The sequence below is a fragment of the Streptomyces sp. NPDC101393 genome (assembly GCF_044767385.1).
Lineage (GTDB): Bacteria > Actinomycetota > Actinomycetes > Streptomycetales > Streptomycetaceae > Streptomyces.
In genome coordinates, this window is the sequence record NZ_JBIWNU010000006.1 from 68087 (window position 1) to 81101 (window position 13015).

The 13015-nt window shown below is 70.8% G+C and carries 11 protein-coding genes; 8 read left to right on the top strand and 3 right to left on the bottom strand.

What is annotated here, in order from left to right:
- Positions 1-127 precede the first annotated feature (127 nt).
- Both nrdR and ACIRQ7_RS20175 read left to right on the top strand, forming a co-directional pair.
- Positions 128-658, top strand: a complete 531-nt coding sequence (gene nrdR / locus ACIRQ7_RS20170) for a transcriptional regulator NrdR (protein ID WP_401471384.1) — start codon at positions 128-130, stop codon at positions 656-658.
- Between the two features lie 118 nt (positions 659-776).
- A complete protein-coding gene (locus tag ACIRQ7_RS20175) occupies positions 777-3653 on the top strand; it encodes a vitamin B12-dependent ribonucleotide reductase (RefSeq protein WP_404264015.1) in 2877 nt (958 codons plus the stop codon).
- 320 nt (positions 3654-3973) lie between these two features.
- Here the strand turns inward: ACIRQ7_RS20175 and ACIRQ7_RS20180 are convergent, their stop codons facing one another.
- Both ACIRQ7_RS20180 and ACIRQ7_RS20185 read right to left on the bottom strand, forming a co-directional pair.
- Positions 3974-4495, bottom strand: coding sequence for a TerD family protein (locus tag ACIRQ7_RS20180; protein ID WP_401471378.1), 522 nt, complete (start codon positions 4493-4495; stop codon positions 3974-3976).
- Between the two features lie 382 nt (positions 4496-4877).
- Positions 4878-5465, bottom strand: a complete 588-nt coding sequence (locus ACIRQ7_RS20185; protein WP_404264017.1) for a TetR/AcrR family transcriptional regulator — start codon at positions 5463-5465, stop codon at positions 4878-4880.
- Positions 5466-5595: 130 nt separating this feature from the next.
- On the opposite strand from ACIRQ7_RS20185, the gene ACIRQ7_RS20190 reads away from it, so the two are divergent.
- Together ACIRQ7_RS20190 and ACIRQ7_RS20195 are read left to right on the top strand one after the other, a co-directional pair.
- Positions 5596-7011 carry an amidase gene (locus ACIRQ7_RS20190; RefSeq protein WP_404264019.1) on the top strand — a complete coding sequence of 472 codons (1416 nt, stop codon included), beginning with the start codon at positions 5596-5598 and terminating at the stop codon, positions 7009-7011.
- Positions 7012-7078: 67 nt separating this feature from the next.
- Entirely contained in the window at positions 7079-7684 is a 606-nt protein-coding gene (locus ACIRQ7_RS20195) for a YdbC family protein (protein WP_401471369.1), read from the top strand.
- Positions 7685-7731: 47 nt separating this feature from the next.
- Here the strand turns inward: ACIRQ7_RS20195 and ACIRQ7_RS20200 are convergent, their stop codons facing one another.
- Positions 7732-8586, bottom strand: a complete 855-nt coding sequence (locus tag ACIRQ7_RS20200; protein ID WP_404264021.1) for a TetR/AcrR family transcriptional regulator C-terminal ligand-binding domain-containing protein — start codon at positions 8584-8586, stop codon at positions 7732-7734.
- Positions 8587-8717: 131 nt separating this feature from the next.
- Between ACIRQ7_RS20200 and abc-f the strand changes: the two genes are divergently transcribed.
- The 4 genes from abc-f to ACIRQ7_RS20220 all read left to right on the top strand — a co-directional run bounded on the left by abc-f (position 8718) and on the right by ACIRQ7_RS20220 (position 12968).
- Positions 8718-10337, top strand: a complete 1620-nt coding sequence (gene abc-f / locus ACIRQ7_RS20205; protein WP_404264022.1) for a ribosomal protection-like ABC-F family protein — start codon at positions 8718-8720, stop codon at positions 10335-10337.
- Positions 10338-10536: 199 nt separating this feature from the next.
- Positions 10537-11196: a histidine phosphatase family protein gene (locus tag ACIRQ7_RS20210; protein ID WP_404264024.1), complete on the top strand. Its 660-nt coding sequence runs from the start codon at positions 10537-10539 to the stop codon at positions 11194-11196.
- A gap of 11 nt (positions 11197-11207) precedes the next feature.
- Positions 11208-12116 carry an ADP-ribosylglycohydrolase family protein gene (locus ACIRQ7_RS20215; protein ID WP_404264025.1) on the top strand — a complete coding sequence of 303 codons (909 nt, stop codon included), beginning with the start codon at positions 11208-11210 and terminating at the stop codon, positions 12114-12116.
- A gap of 150 nt (positions 12117-12266) precedes the next feature.
- Positions 12267-12968, top strand: a complete 702-nt coding sequence (locus ACIRQ7_RS20220; RefSeq protein WP_401471355.1) for a ribonuclease HII — start codon at positions 12267-12269, stop codon at positions 12966-12968.
- Positions 12969-13015: the final 47 nt, after the last annotated feature.

The window sequence follows — 13015 nt, forward strand, 5'->3', positions numbered from 1 at the left end:
AAGGCTCCAGGAATCGCCTATGCTGGAGGCTGCTCCGAAGGGCCCGTACGGACCGTCCGGAGGTCATTCGTCGTACGCCGGTTTCCGCCGGTGCACGTCCGTATCCGAGGGTGAGGAGGGTGGAGCCATGCACTGCCCCTTCTGCAGGCACCCGGACAGCCGGGTCGTCGACAGCCGCACCACGGACGACGGCACGTCGATCCGCCGGCGCCGCCAGTGCCCCGACTGCTCCCGCCGTTTCACCACCATCGAGACGGCATCGCTGATGGTGATCAAGCGCAGCGGGGTCACCGAGCCCTTCAGCCGTAACAAGGTCATCGCCGGCGTGCGTAAGGCGTGCCAGGGTCGGCCGGTCACCGAGGACGCCCTCGCCAAGCTCGGCCAGCGGGTCGAGGAGGCGGTGCGCGCCACCGGCAGCGCCGAGCTGTCCACCCACGACGTCGGGCTCGCCATACTGGGCCCGCTGCAGGAACTCGACCTCGTCGCGTACCTGCGCTTCGCGTCCGTGTACCGCGCCTTCGATTCGCTCGATGACTTCGAGGCGGCCATCGCCGAGCTGCGGGAGCAGCGCGAGCAGGGGCCGCCCGTGCACGACTGCGGGTGCGACGGGGAGGCCGGCGGTCCGGCCGTCCCCGTGCCCGCCACCGCCGCCGACTGAGCTCGGCGCGATCCAGACCTGGCCGGGGTCCGAGCAGGTGCCCCGGTCCCAGAAAGACATACACCGTGCCACGGAATGAGTGTGCACATATGGGCGTTTGCCCGTATAGGGAGGCGGAATGACAGAGACGACGAGCGGCCCGGCACGAGGCTCCCGCGCCAAGGGCAGCAAGGCGAGCAAGGGTCTGCGCATCGAGCGCATCCACACCACCCCCGGCGTGCATCCGTACGACGAGGTGGAGTGGGCGCGTCGTGACGTCGTCATGACCAACTGGCGCGACGGCTCGGTCAATTTCGAGCAGCGTGGCGTCGAGTTCCCCGACTTCTGGTCGGTGAACGCGGTCAACATCGTCACGAGCAAGTACTTCCGCGGCGCGGTGGGTTCGCCGACGCGTGAGTCGAGCCTCAAGCAGCTCATCGACCGTGTGGTCAAGACGTACCGCAAGGGTGGCGAGGACAACGGCTACTTCGCCTCCCCGGCGGACGCCGAGATCTTCGAGCACGAGCTGGCGTACGCGCTGCTGCACCAGGTCTTCAGCTTCAACTCGCCGGTGTGGTTCAACGTCGGCACGAAGCAGCCGCAGCAGGTCAGCGCCTGTTTCATCCTCTCCGTGGACGACTCCATGGAGTCGATCCTGGACTGGTACAAGGAAGAGGGGATGATCTTCAAGGGCGGCTCCGGCGCCGGCCTGAACCTCTCCCGCATCCGCTCCTCCAAGGAACTCCTCTCCTCCGGCGGCAACGCCTCGGGACCGGTCTCCTTCATGCGCGGCGCCGACGCCTCCGCCGGCACCATCAAGTCCGGTGGCGCCACCCGCCGCGCGGCCAAGATGGTCGTCCTCGATGTCGATCACCCCGACGTCGAGGCCTTCATCGAGACCAAGGTGAAGGAGGAGGAGAAGGTCCGCGCGCTGCGCGACGCCGGCTTCGACATGGACCTGGGCGGCGACGACATCACGTCCGTCCAGTACCAGAACGCCAACAACTCGGTCCGTGTGAACGACGAGTTCATGAAGGCCGTCGAGAGCGGCTCGAAGTTCGGCCTGCGCGGCCGGATGAACGGCGAGGTCATCGAAGAGGTCGACGCCAAGGGTCTCTTCCGCAAGATGGCGGAAGCGGCGTGGGCGTGTGCCGACCCCGGCATCCAGTACGACGACACCATCAACCACTGGCACACCTCGCCGGAGTCGGGCCGGATCACCGCGTCCAACCCCTGCAGCGAGTACATGCACCTGGACAACTCCTCGTGCAACCTCGCCTCGCTCAACCTCCTGAAGTTCCTCCGCGCCGACGACCTGGGCAACCAGTCCTTCGACGCCGAGCGCTTCTCCAAGGTCGTCGAGCTGGTCATCACCGCGATGGACATCTCCATCTGCTTCGCGGACTTCCCCACCGAGAAGATCGGTGAGACCACCCGCGCCTACCGCCAGCTGGGCATCGGCTACGCCAACCTCGGCGCCCTGCTGATGGCCACCGGTCACGCCTACGACTCCGACGGCGGCCGCGCGCTGGCCGGTGCCATCACCTCCCTGATGACCGGCACCTCCTACAAGCGCTCCGCCGAACTGGCCGCGGTCGTCGGCCCGTACGACGGCTACGCCCGGAACGCCGACGCCCACAAGCGCGTCATGAAGCAGCACTCCGATGCCAACGGCAGCGCCGTGCGCGCCGACGACCTGGACACCACGGTCTGGGCGGCGGCCACCGAGGCCTGGCAGGACGTGCTGCGTCTGGGCGAGAAGAACGGTTTCCGCAACGCCCAGGCGTCGGTGCTCGCACCGACCGGCACCATCGGCCTGATGATGGACTGCGACACCACGGGCGTCGAGCCGGACCTGGCCCTGGTCAAGTTCAAGAAGCTCGTCGGCGGCGGCTCCATGCAGATCGTGAACAACACGGTCCCCAAGGCGCTCAAGCGGCTCGGCTACCAGCCCGAGCAGGTCGAGGCGATCGTCGCCCACATCGCCGACCACGGCAATGTCGTCGACGCCCCCGCCCTGAAGACCGAGCACTACGAGGTCTTCGACTGCGCCATGGGTGTCCGCTCGATCTCCGCCATGGGCCACGTGCGCATGATGGCCGCCGCGCAGCCCTTCCTCTCCGGTGCGATCTCCAAGACGGTCAACGTCCCGGAGACGGCCACCGTCGAGGAGATCGAGGAGGTCTACTTCGAGGGCTGGAAGCTCGGCCTGAAGGCACTCGCGATCTACCGCGACAACTGCAAGGTCGGCCAGCCGCTCTCCGCCAAGAAGAAGGAGCCGGAGGCCGTCAAGGCCGAGGCGCCGGTGGAGAAGAAGGTCGTCGAGTACCGCCCGGTGCGCAAGCGCCTCCCCAAGGGCCGCCCGGGGATCACCACCTCCTTCACCGTGGGTGGCGCCGAGGGCTACATGACCGCCAACTCCTACCCGGATGACGGTCTCGGTGAGGTCTTCCTGAAGATGTCCAAGCAGGGCTCGACCCTCGCGGGCATGATGGACGCCTTCTCCATCGCGGTGTCGGTGGGCCTCCAGTACGGCGTGCCGCTGGAGACCTACGTCTCGAAGTTCACCAACATGCGCTTCGAGCCGGCCGGTATGACGGACGACCCGGACGTGCGGATGGCGCAGTCGATCGTCGACTACATCTTCCGCCGCCTGGCGCTGGACTTCCTGCCCTTCGAGACCCGTTCGGCGCTCGGCATCCACTCCGTCGAGGAGCGCCAGCGTCACCTCGACACCGGTTCGTACGAGCCGAACGACGAGGTCGACGTGGAGGGCCTGGCCCAGTCCGCGCCGCTCGCCCCCGAGGTGCCGCAGAAGGACACCCCGGCGGTGAAGATCGTCGAGGAGGCCGCCGTGCCGGCGCCGAAGCAGGCGCACACCAACGCCGAACTCGTCGAGATGCAGCTGGGCATCAACGCCGACGCGCCGCTCTGCTTCTCCTGCGGCACGAAGATGCAGCGGGCCGGCAGCTGCTACCTCTGCGAGGGCTGCGGCTCGACCAGCGGCTGCAGCTGACGAACCCCGACGGGTCGTGCCGCACGGATGATGCGGCGCCGCGAACCGTACGGATAGTGCAGTTCAGGCCATGAGCGCCTGGCCGGAGCGGGGACCGACGAACGTGTCGGTCCCCGCTCCGGCGTTTCCGGTTCCAGCAGGCAGCAGGCAGCAGGCGGCCGCGACGGCGGGTGTGGCCCGGGTTGGTGTGCCTGCTTCGTGCGGGTCGGTGTGCGTGAGGGGAGGCGCCACTCCTGGCGGCGTCTCCCCTCCTCACTCCGTATTCGTCGGCGGTTCCACGGCGGAAACGCGCCGCTCCGCCGCCGTCCGGCGGACGTCGGTCAGGCGCCCATCAGCCCGGCGAACGCGTTGGGGTCCGTGTCGAACCCGCGGACCGTCGAGCGGAAGCGCCATTCGCCCGTCTCGTCACGGGCGAATTCAGCCACGGTCGCGGCGGTGGCGTCCGGGACCTCGGTGAAGTCGTTCTCCGCCAGGTCGGTGTGCCCCTCGCGGATCAGTACGCCGGTGTGCGCTATGTCGCCGAAGACCTTGCGCCCTTCGCCCTGCTGGATGGCGACACCCACGACGACCCGGGTGTAGGTGTCGGACAGCCGGTCCAGTTCCAGCGTCATGACCTCGTCGAAGCCGAACCCCTGGCCGGTGCGGCTGTCCCGGTTGAGGGTGATGGTGCCGTCGGGCGACCGGCTGTCGAAGTGCACCAGGTAGGACGGCTCGCCGTGCGGCGCCGTCGCCTCGTATGTCGCCGCGATGATGTCGAGGTCGTTGTCCGGCTCGCCGAGGGGACTGGGGTCCCACTTGAGCGTGACCTCGACCTTCTCGATCCCTTTGTTGAGCGTGCTCACCGGGCTTCCCTTCCTTCGAATGCGTCGGACCGGGGCGCACGGAACGGCTCCGCGCACGGCCCGACTGCCGGTCCGGCCTGTTGCCGAGGGGCGGGAGAGGGGTCCCCGTCGTCGGCAGGCAGCCGCGGACTTCCTGGAGGGACGCGGCTCGCCCACGTGGTCAGGCGGGCAACACTCCAGGACTTCCCGTTGGTTGACCATGGTGCCACGCCGGACGCCCCGCCGGGTGGGGTGAAGTGCGGTGAGAGAAGGCCGGGTTGGGCGGGGGGGCTGGCTGGATCGCGCCGTTGGTACGGGGGTGGTGCACCGCGGGCGCGCGTGGGCCTGACGGGGCGCGGGGCCCGGTTCGTCGGCTCGCCCCTGCGCGCCGGCCCGTAGGTGATCAGTTCACCGACTCGCCCCAGAGGCGGTGGAGATGGCCGTCGAGCACATCGAGCGCCGCAGTGGAGGAGAGGTGCCCGATCAGGACATGTGAGGTGAGGCCATCGGTGAGGGCGAGGAGGGTGCGGGCCTCACGGTCCGGGTCGGCGCCGGTGGCGGCCTCGCCGACCAGCCGGCTGAACACCGTCTGCAGTTCCGCGTAGTTGGCGCGCAGGATTTCGGCCAGGGAGGGACTGACCGCGGCCTGGGCGACGAACGCCAGCCATACCCGGGCCTCGGCACGGTGCTCCTCCCGGAGCAGCGACACCTCGGTTGCGGCGTGCCCCAGTGCCGTACGGGCCGACTGGGCCGGTGATTCGACGAGCCGGGACGTCACCCGCGCGGCGACCCGCTCGCCGATGTGGGTGAGGGCGAAGACCAACATCTCCTCCTTGGTGCGGAAGCAGCGCTGGACCGCCCCCATGGAGACCTCGGCGCGCGCCGCCACATCGCGGAGGGTGACGCCCTCCAGGCCGCGCTCGTCGGCGAGCCGGCAGACGGCGTCGGCGATCTGCCGGCGCCGGCTCTCGTGGTCGACCTGCTTGGGCATGCCGTACTCCGTTTATTCGATGCGAGCGTATCGGTAACAAGGTTACGATGCCGAAGTGATGCAAGCGCATCGGAACGCCCGGGAAGCGTCAGGAAAGGACGCCCCCGGGGTGCCAGAGAGAGGTGAGGTCATGGGGAACGCGCTGTGGAGGATGACGGCCCGCGCCCAGGCGGCAGCCGTACGCGAGGGGGACGTGACGGCGGCCGACCTGGTGGAGAGCCATCTGGGCCGGATCGCCGAGGTCAACCCGGCCGTCAACGCCGTGACGCAGCTGCTCGCCGAACAGGCGCGTGCGGCAGCGGCGGACACCGACCGCAGGCGCGCGGCAGGCGCCCGGCTGGGGCCCCTGGCGGGTGTGCCGTTCAGCGTCAAGGAGAGCACCGCCGTCGAGGGCGTCCCGACGACGTACGGCGCGCGGCGGTTCCGTGACCACATCGCGCGCTCCGATGCGCCCCCGGTCTCCCGGCTGCGTGCGGCGGGAGCCATCCCGATCGGGCACTCCAACATGCCGACCCTGATCCTCGCCGGCATCCATACCCGCAGCGAACTCTTCGGCGACACCGCGAACCCCTGGAGCGGGGCCGTCACACCGGGCGGCACCAGTGGCGGGGACGCCGCGGCCGTGGCGAGCGGCATGGTGCCGATCGGGCTCGGCAACGACTCCGGGGGATCGGTACGCCTCCCCGCCTCCTTCTGCGGCGTCGCCGGACTGAAGCCCACCTACGGGAGGTTCGCCGCGGATCACCGCCTCGGGCCGGACGATCCCTCCCTCGCCTCTCAAGTGCTGGTGGTCGACGGGCCGCTGGCGCGCACCGTCGATGATCTGCGGCTCGCGTACGAGGTGCTGGCCGGCGCCGATCCGCGCGACCCGAGGGCGGTGCCGGTGCCCGCCTACGGGGAGCCGCTGGACCGTCCGCTCAGGGTGGCGATGGTGACGGACCCAGGCGGGCGCGGTGTGCACCCTGTGGTGCGCAAGGCCGTGGAGAGCGCCTCGGACGCACTGCGTGACGCCGGGTACGAGGTGTGCGACGTGGCCGATGTGCCGCGCCTGGACGATGCCCTGGAGGTCTACGGCCGGATGACGCTCACCGAATTCGCCACCACCTGGCCGGTGGTCAGAACCCTGCTGGGGGAGGGCGGCCATCGCTATGTCGAGTGGGGGATGGAGCGCGGTGGAGGCCCGGTGGACCTGCCGGAGTATCTGCGGCTGACCGGCGTACGGCTCGGCATCCAGCGGGACTGGGCGGCGTTCCTGGACGAGTATCCGCTGGTCCTGGCCCCGGTGTTCACGGATCTGCCGTTCGCGCCGGGGGAGGAGGTGCGCGACGCGGAGAGCTATCAGCGGGTGCAGAACGCGCTGCGGCTGTGCACGGCGACCAGCTTCGCCGGCGTGCCGGCGGTGGCCGTGCCCACCGGGGTCGTGGACGGGCTCCCCTGTGGGGTGCAGCTGATCGGGCGCCCCTACCGGGAGGATCTGTGCTTGGAGGCGGCCGAGGAGGTGGAGCGGCGACTCGGGGTGCTGACGCCCATCGACCCGCGTCCGTAGGTGAGTTCAGGGTGGCCGGTGGGTGACGCGTAGTGATCCCGGCCACTCGGGGCCGTACGATGGCGCGGTGCTGGTCAAGTGGATTCGCCTCACCGTTGTGGACCGTCGAGGGTTCGAGCGGGGGCAGCGGAAATGGGCGGGGCTGCTGGGTGAGCCGGGATTTCGAGGGCAGTGCGGGGGGTGGAGCCGCGGTCGCCCCGGGGTCGCGCACCTGGTGGCCTTCTGGGAGAGCCGGGCGTTCTACGACTCCTTCATGGCGCGCTCGCACGACCGGCTGGCGGCCGCCCAGGTGGGCACGTTCAAAGACTCCCAAGTGCGCCTCTTCGAGCACGAGTTTGACGTGAAGGTGGGTTTCCGGCCGGCGTTCGGCGATGCGGACGTGCTGCGCTTGGCGCACTGCCAGGTGCGGCAGGACCGGGTGGATCACTTCATGCTGATGCAGGAGAAGGTCTGGAACCCGGCGATGGCCGGGTCACCAGGAATGCTGCGGGGGATGCTGGGGCGGGCTCCGGGGGAGGAGTTCTTGGTGTTGTCGCTGTGGCAGTCGGCGGCCGAACGCGGGAAGTACCGCCCGGAACGCGTGGAGCGGCTGGCGCTGCGAGCGCAGATAGGTGCCGATGTACGGGCCATCGCGGGGGACGTGGTCCAGCTCGAACCGTCGTGGACGGTGTGAGCGGCGGGTGCGAGAGGCTCGTGTGGGGGCGGGTGTGAGGGGCGGACTCAGGAGGCGCGGCCGCAGGGGGGCGGCGCGGCCGGGCCCGGAACGCCGAACGCCCCGGCACGGGTGGCCGCCAGGGTCGCGGCGGCGGCCTGGTCGGCGAGTGCGCCGTCGACCGGCTCCCGGGTGATGAACAGCCGGAAGAAGAGCGGCGCGGAGACGGACCGCACCAGCGCGCCGGCGTCGAGAGTGGGGGTGTCGAGCGGGGCAGGGTCGGCCGCGGCCGGGCCGCTCGGCAGCTCCCCGCGGGCGATGGCTCGCTCGACGATGGCCTCGCAGCGGGTGAACCGCTCGGCGTAATAGGCGCGCAGGGCCGTGGCGGCCCGCTCCGACTGGAAAGCGGCCGCGATCATCGCCGAGCCCGACACGGCCACCGCCGGATCGGTGAAGGACTCGACCACCTCGCGGGCGAGGGCGCGAAGATCACCTGCCAGGGAGCCGGTGTCCGGGGGGAGCCAGCTGTCCTCGCCCGCCAGATCCAGCGCGTCGGCCACGAGGCCCTCGACGTCCCCCCAGCGGCGGTAGAGCGTCGTCTTGTGCACGCCGGAGTGCTCGGCGACGTATTCGACCGTCAGGCCGGGATAGCCGTGCTCGGTGAGGCCGGTCAGGACGGCGTCGCGGACGGCTGCCCGGGTGCGCGCGGTACGGCCGCCGGGGCGGCGGGTGCCGGGGCCGGGTGCTTCCGCTGCCGCGCCGGCTCCGGCTCCTGCTCCGGGCTTCGCTGCTGCCTCTGATCCGGTCCCTGTTCCGGACGCGTCGGCTGGACGGTCCGCCGTGCCCGCCCTGCTCGTTCTGTCGGCCCGGTCCGCCCTGGCGGCGTTGTCCTTCCCGTCCGTTCGGTCAGTCTCGGCAGTCAATTGCAACTCCAGTTGCGTTAGGTCGGATCCGCGTGTCATCATCATCGTAACGCAACAGTCGTTGCGTTTGTTTGATCGGTAGTCCGCACGCCGCATTCCGCGTGTCCGGGCATCCCGTTCGGAGGTTCGCCTTGCCCACCCAGATCTCGTTGCGTGGCATCACCAAGTCCTACGCCGACCGACTGCTCCTCGACGGCGTCTCCCTGTCCGTCCGCCCCGGCGAACGCATCGGGATAGTGGGGGAGAACGGCGCAGGCAAGTCGACGCTGCTGCGCCTCATCGCGGGTGCGGAGCAGCCCGACGACGGCCAGGTCGCCGCCCACGCCGACGGCGGTATCGGATATCTGGGCCAGACCCCCGACCTGCCGCCGCACCACTCCGTCCAGGACGCGATCGACGCCGCCCTGGCAGACCTCAGAGCGATGGAACACCGCCTGCGGGATCTGGAGCGGGACCTGGGTTCCGCCGGTGCCGGAGGCCTGGACGAGTACGGCGATCTGCTCACCCTCTTCGAGCTGCGTGGCGGCTATGAGGCCGACGCCCGTGTCGACAAGGCCCTGCACGGCCTGGGGCTGGCGGAGGTGGGGCATGGCCGACTGCTCGGCAGCCTCTCCGGAGGCGAGCAGGCGCGACTCGGGCTCGCCTGTCTGATCGCCGCCGCTCCCGAGGTCATGCTCCTCGACGAGCCGACCAACCACCTCGACGAGGCGGCCCTCGAGTGGCTGGAGGACGCCCTGATCGCTCATCGCGGCACCGTCCTCGCGGTCTCCCACGACCGGCTCTTCCTCCAGCGCATCGCGACCGCGATCGTCGAGGTCGACGCCGACCGCCGCGACGTCCTGCGCTACGGCGACGGCTACGGCACCTTCGTCGCCGCCAAGGCCGCGGCCCGCCGTCGCTGGGAGCAGGAGCACGCCCAATGGTGCGAGCAGATCACTCAGCTCACCCGCTCCGCGGCGGTGACGGCACACGCCGTCGCGCAGGGCCGGGCCATCAAGGACGGCAACAAGATGGCGTACGACCGCGACAAGGGCCGGGTCCAGTCGTCCGTGTCCAGCAGGGTGCGCAACGCCCAGGAGCGGCTGCGCAGACTCCGGGCGGAGCCCGTCCCGCGTCCGCCCGACCCGCTCCGTTTCCGGGCGTCCCCGGGCACCGGCGAGGCCGAGGGCACCCTCGCCCACCTCGAGGGGATGCGCGTCGGGCAGCGGCTGGCCGTGGACTCCCTCACCGTGGCCGCCGGGGAACGACTGCTGGTCCACGGCGCCAACGGCGCGGGCAAGACCACCCTGCTCCGGGTCCTGGCGGGCCTGACCGCGCCGGACAGCGGCACCGTCCGGCTGCGCGGACGGATCGGCTTCCTCGCTCAGGAAATCCCGGTGTCCCGCCCGGACGAGACGCTGCTGGCAGCATTCCGCCGGAGGCTGACCGGGGCCGAGGAGGAGCTGGCCGCCCTGCTGCTGTCCTTCGGGTTGTTCCGGGAGCGCGATCTGACGGTCCCCGTCGGGGCGCTCTCCGCAGGCCAGCGGCGCCGGCTCGCCCTGGCCCGGCTGCTGGCCCGCCCGGCGGACCTGCTGCTGCTCGACGAGCCGACCAACCACCTGGCCCTGGACCTGGTCGAAGAACTGGAGGAAGCGCTGGCGACCTGGCCCGGTGCCCTCGTCCTGGTCTCCCACGACCGCCTCCTGCGGCGCCGCTTCACCGGCCGCACCTACGAGATACGCGACGGCCGCCCCGCCCTCGCCGCCCATTGACCGACACCGCTCCCCGGTGCCATCGCCCTGTGTGGGTTCGGCTCCGGCTCCGGTTCCGGCTCCCGCGTCAGGGTCGGCCTGCCGGCCTCGTGCCCCGGCGGAGGCCGAGGCTGCTGAGGTGGCCGAGGTGGCCCGCCGCTCACGGCGTGCGACTCGGCAGCGTGCGACATGGACAAGGCGGGCGGCCTAGGGTGGCGGCATGGCCCGGCCCCGACGCATCGTTCTCATCCGCCACGGCGAGTCGGAGGGGAACGTCGACGACACCGTGTACGAACGGGAACCCGACCACGCGCTCAGCCTCACCGGGAACGGCCTGCGGCAGGCCGCGGAGGCCGGTGCCCCGCTGCGCGAGATGTTCGGCGCCGAACGGGTCTCCGCCTACGTATCGCCCTACCGCCGCACCCACCAGACTTTCCGGAAGCTCGGCCTGGACCCGGACAAGGTCCGCGTCAGGGAAGAGCCGAGACTGCGCGAGCAGGACTGGGGGAACTGGCAGGACCGGGACGACGTACGGCTCCAGAAGGCCTACCGCGACGCCTACGGCCACTTCTTCTACCGCTTCGCGCAGGGCGAGTCCGGAGCGGACGTCTACGACCGGGTCGGGGCGTTCCTGGAAAGTCTCTGGCGCAGCTTCGAGGACCCGGGCCACCCGCCCAACGTCTTGATCGTCACGCACGGCCTCACCATGCGGCTGTTCTGCATGAGGTGGTTCCACTGGACCGTCGCGGACTTCGAATCACTGTCCAACCCCGGCAACGCCGAATGGCGCACCCTGCTGCTCGGCGGCGACGGGCGCTATTCCCTCGACCGGCCGTTTGAGCGCTGGTGTGAACCCGAGCCTTATGGGGCCACCGGTTAGAGTGCACACCGATGACCGCCGACTTCCGTGACGCAGACCGCCGCGCGCGGGCCCTTGCGAGCCTGCGCGGACTGTCCGTGGGCGATGCCCTCGGATCACAGTTCTTCGTCCCCGCCCATTACCCCTCCCTCAAGCGCCGCGCACTGCCGCCCGCGCCTTGGCAGTGGACTGACGACACCGAGATGGCCTGCTCCGTCCTGGCCGTGCTCGTCACCCACGGCCGGATCGACCAGGACGCGCTCGCCCGCTCCTTCGCCGACCACCACGACTTCGACCGCGGCTACGGCCCGGCCGTCAACCGCATGCTCCGGCTGGTCCGCGAGGGCGGCGACTGGCGCGAGCTGGCGTCCGGACTCTTCAACGGCCAGGGCTCCTGGGGCAACGGCGCCGCGATGCGCATCGCCCCCCTCGGCGCCTGGTACGCCGATGACCCCGAGCAGGCCATCCACCAGGCGGAGATCTCGGCGTACACCACACATCAGCACCGTGAGGCCGTCGTCGGCGCCATGGCCGTCGCCGCCGCTGCCGCCCTGGTGGCCGACCCGTCCCGCGACACCGGCCCCGAAGCGCTGCTCGACGGCGTGATGGAGCTGATCCCGCGCAGCGCCGTCCAGGCAGGGCTCCGCCGGGCCCGGGACATGCTCGACTACGCCGACTCCGGCACCGTCGCCGCCGTGCTCGGCTGCGGGCGGCGCACCAGCGCCCACGACACCGTGCCGTTCACCCTCTGGGCCGCGGCACGCCACCTCGGCGACTACGAGAACGCCTTCTGGGCCACGGCTCAGGCGGGCGGTGACGTGGACACCACCTGCGCCATCGTCGGAGGCATCGTCGCGGCGAGCCGCGGCGGCACCCCGCCCCAGGCATGGCTGGACCACACCGAGCCCCTGCCGTCCTGGGCCCCCGCCCCGGCCGGTTGACCGGATCCGCGGGCGCTCCAACGGGCGGGAGAGCACGGCCACTTGGTGCCCGTACGCCAGGGCGGACCACCGTGCCGGGGGCGCGCGTTCGCACCCGGTTCCGATCCGGTGCGGACGGCCGGCCCGAATAGGCGTACCCTTGCTGGCGCCATGCCGTACGAGCCTCCCACCCATACCGTCGAGCGATCACTGCGCGCCACGACGGGCGCCAAGATCGTCGCAGGTGTCGACGAGGTCGGGCGCGGAGCCTGGGCCGGTCCTGTCAGCGTCTGCGCAGCCGTCACCGGCCTGCGCCGGGCGCCCGCCGGACTCACCGATTCCAAGCTGCTGACCCCCAAGCGCCGCACCGAACTCTGCGGCGTACTCGGCGAGTGGGTCACCTCGTACGCTCTGGGGCACTCCTCGCCCGAGGAGATCGACTCCCTGGGCATGACAGCGGCACTACGTCTGGCAGCCGTGCGCGCCCTGGATGCGCTGCCGGTCCGCCCGGACGCGATCATCCTCGACGGCAAACACGACTACCTAGGCGCGCCGTGGCAGGTCCGCACGGTCATCAAGGGCGACCAGTCCTGTATCGCGGTTGCTGCGGCGTCCGTGATCGCCAAGGTGCGACGCGACGCAATGATGGCCGAACTGGGCCTGGAACACGCCGATTTCGACTTCGCGGCCAACGCCGGCTACCCCTCGCCGACCCATCGCATCGCCCTGGAGGAGTACGGTCCCACGCCGCACCACCGGGTGTCGTGGTCCTACATGGACGCGCTGCCCCGGTGGCGGCATCTGAAGAAGGTGCGCATCACCCCAGAAGCAGCCGCTCTGGAAGCCGGTGGCCAACTCGGCTTCGACTTCTGAGCGGTGCGGGACAAAAAGCGGTACCCGCTGACATGTCCCGCACGTAC

Excerpts from the sequence above, each read along its gene's own strand:
- ACIRQ7_RS20185 (WP_404264017.1), bottom strand. The coding sequence starts at position 5,465 with ATGCCCAAGCAGGTCGACCACGAGAGCCGGCGCCGGCAGATCGCCGAC.
- ACIRQ7_RS20210 (WP_404264024.1), top strand. The coding sequence starts at position 10,537 with ATGGCCCGGCCCCGACGCATCGTTCTCATCCGCCACGGCGAGTCGGAG.
- ACIRQ7_RS20175 (WP_404264015.1), top strand. The coding sequence starts at position 777 with ATGACAGAGACGACGAGCGGCCCGGCACGAGGCTCCCGCGCCAAGGGC.
- ACIRQ7_RS20220 (WP_401471355.1), top strand. The coding sequence starts at position 12,267 with ATGCCGTACGAGCCTCCCACCCATACCGTCGAGCGATCACTGCGCGCC.
- ACIRQ7_RS20190 (WP_404264019.1), top strand. The coding sequence starts at position 5,596 with ATGGGGAACGCGCTGTGGAGGATGACGGCCCGCGCCCAGGCGGCAGCC.
- nrdR (WP_401471384.1), top strand. The coding sequence starts at position 128 with ATGCACTGCCCCTTCTGCAGGCACCCGGACAGCCGGGTCGTCGACAGC.
- ACIRQ7_RS20215 (WP_404264025.1), top strand. The coding sequence starts at position 11,208 with ATGACCGCCGACTTCCGTGACGCAGACCGCCGCGCGCGGGCCCTTGCG.